This is a genomic window from Micromonospora sp. CNZ296, assembly GCF_007827635.1.
This window is the reverse complement of record NZ_VISW01000066.1, coordinates 1-1,431: the sequence shown is the minus strand read 5'-3', so window position 1 is coordinate 1,431 and position 1,431 is coordinate 1. Positions and strand designations below refer to the sequence as shown.

General features: G+C 68.8%; 1 protein-coding gene. It reads left to right on the top strand.

The genetic code is table 11. From position 1 onward, the window contains the following. Nucleotides 1-168: 168 nt before the first annotated feature. Nucleotides 169-1,407 (top strand): IS701 family transposase, encoded by a 1,239-nt coding sequence (locus FB455_RS34110; protein WP_030275456.1) that lies wholly within the window; start codon nucleotides 169-171, stop codon nucleotides 1,405-1,407. The last annotated feature ends 24 nt before the right edge of the window (nucleotides 1,408-1,431 follow it).

Genomic DNA, 1,431 nt, shown 5'->3' with positions numbered 1-1,431 from the left:
TACTCCAGCCGGGGATGTTGACCTTGGCTGAGCTGGGGCTTGGTGTGGTGTGTGAACGGGTGCAGCCACCGTCGATCATGGGCGGTTGTGTGGACTGACCATGACGCGGCGGTGGCTGCGGGATACAGGGTAGACGCTCAGCGGTGGCGGGTGTTGTTCGACGGCCTGATGCTGACGGTCGGGGGACGTTTCCGCAGGCCCGAGCCTCGCCGTCGGGTGCGTGACTTCGTCCGGGGCCTGCTGGCGCCGTTACCGTCGAAGAACTGCTGGACGATCGCCGAGCACGCCGGTGACAGCGGCCCGGACGGGATGCAGGACCTGTTGACCCGGGTGCGCTGGGACGACGCCGCCGTTCGTGTCGATGTCCGCGAGTTCGTCGCCCAGCACCTCGGTGATACCGAGGCGGTGCTGGTCATCGACGAGACGGGGGACCTGAAGAAGGGCCGGCACACCGTCGGTGTCCAGCGGCAGTACTCAGGCACGGCCGGGAAGATCGAGAACTGCCAGCTCGCCGTGCACCTCGTCTACGCCACCGACACCGCTCACGCGATGCTCGACGCGGCCCTCTACCTGCCGAAATCCTGGTGCGACGACCCCGAACGCCGGACACGGGCCGGTGTCCCCGAGCAGGTGCGGTTCGCCACGAAACCGCAGCTGGCGTCCCGGATGATCACCACCGCGGTCACCGCCGGGCTGCCGTGCGGGTGGGTGGCCGGCGACGAGGCCTACGGCAACGATCCACGCCTGGCCGCCCGGCTACGTCAGCTGCGCCTGGGCTACGTCCTGGCCGTGGCCCGCTCCCACCAGGTCACCACCAGCCTCGGCGTCCACCGCGTCGACGCCCTGGCCACCGGTCTTCCCACCACCGCCTGGCAGCGCATCTCCGCCGGCCGAGGCGCGAAAGGCCACCGCTGGTACGACTGGTCCTACACCGCCCTACCGCACGCCACCGACGCACACGGCGGACACCACTGGCTCCTGACCCGCCGCAACCGCCGCACCGGTGAACTGGCCTTCTACCGCTGCTGGTCACCGCAACCCGTCCCACTCCACCGCCTGGTCACGGTCGCCGGCCGCCGCTGGAAAATCGAAGAATCGTTCCAGGCCGCGAAGACCGGACTCGGCCTCGACCAGCACCAACACCGCCGCTGGACGTCATGGCACCGCTGGACCACCCTGGTGATCCTCGCCCACGCATTCCTCGCCGCCGCGACCGCCAACCACCACCATCAACCGGCCGGGCTGATCCGACTGACCGTCAACGAACTACGCCACCTGTTCCACGTCCTGATCATCGAACCCACCCGCCGCCGAGCGGACCCACTGCTCTGGTCCATCCGCCGACGACGCCACCAAGCCCAAGCCATGACCAGCCACTACACCCGACAAGCCCTCACCGAGCCGTGATCACAATCCCCGGCTGGAGTACTA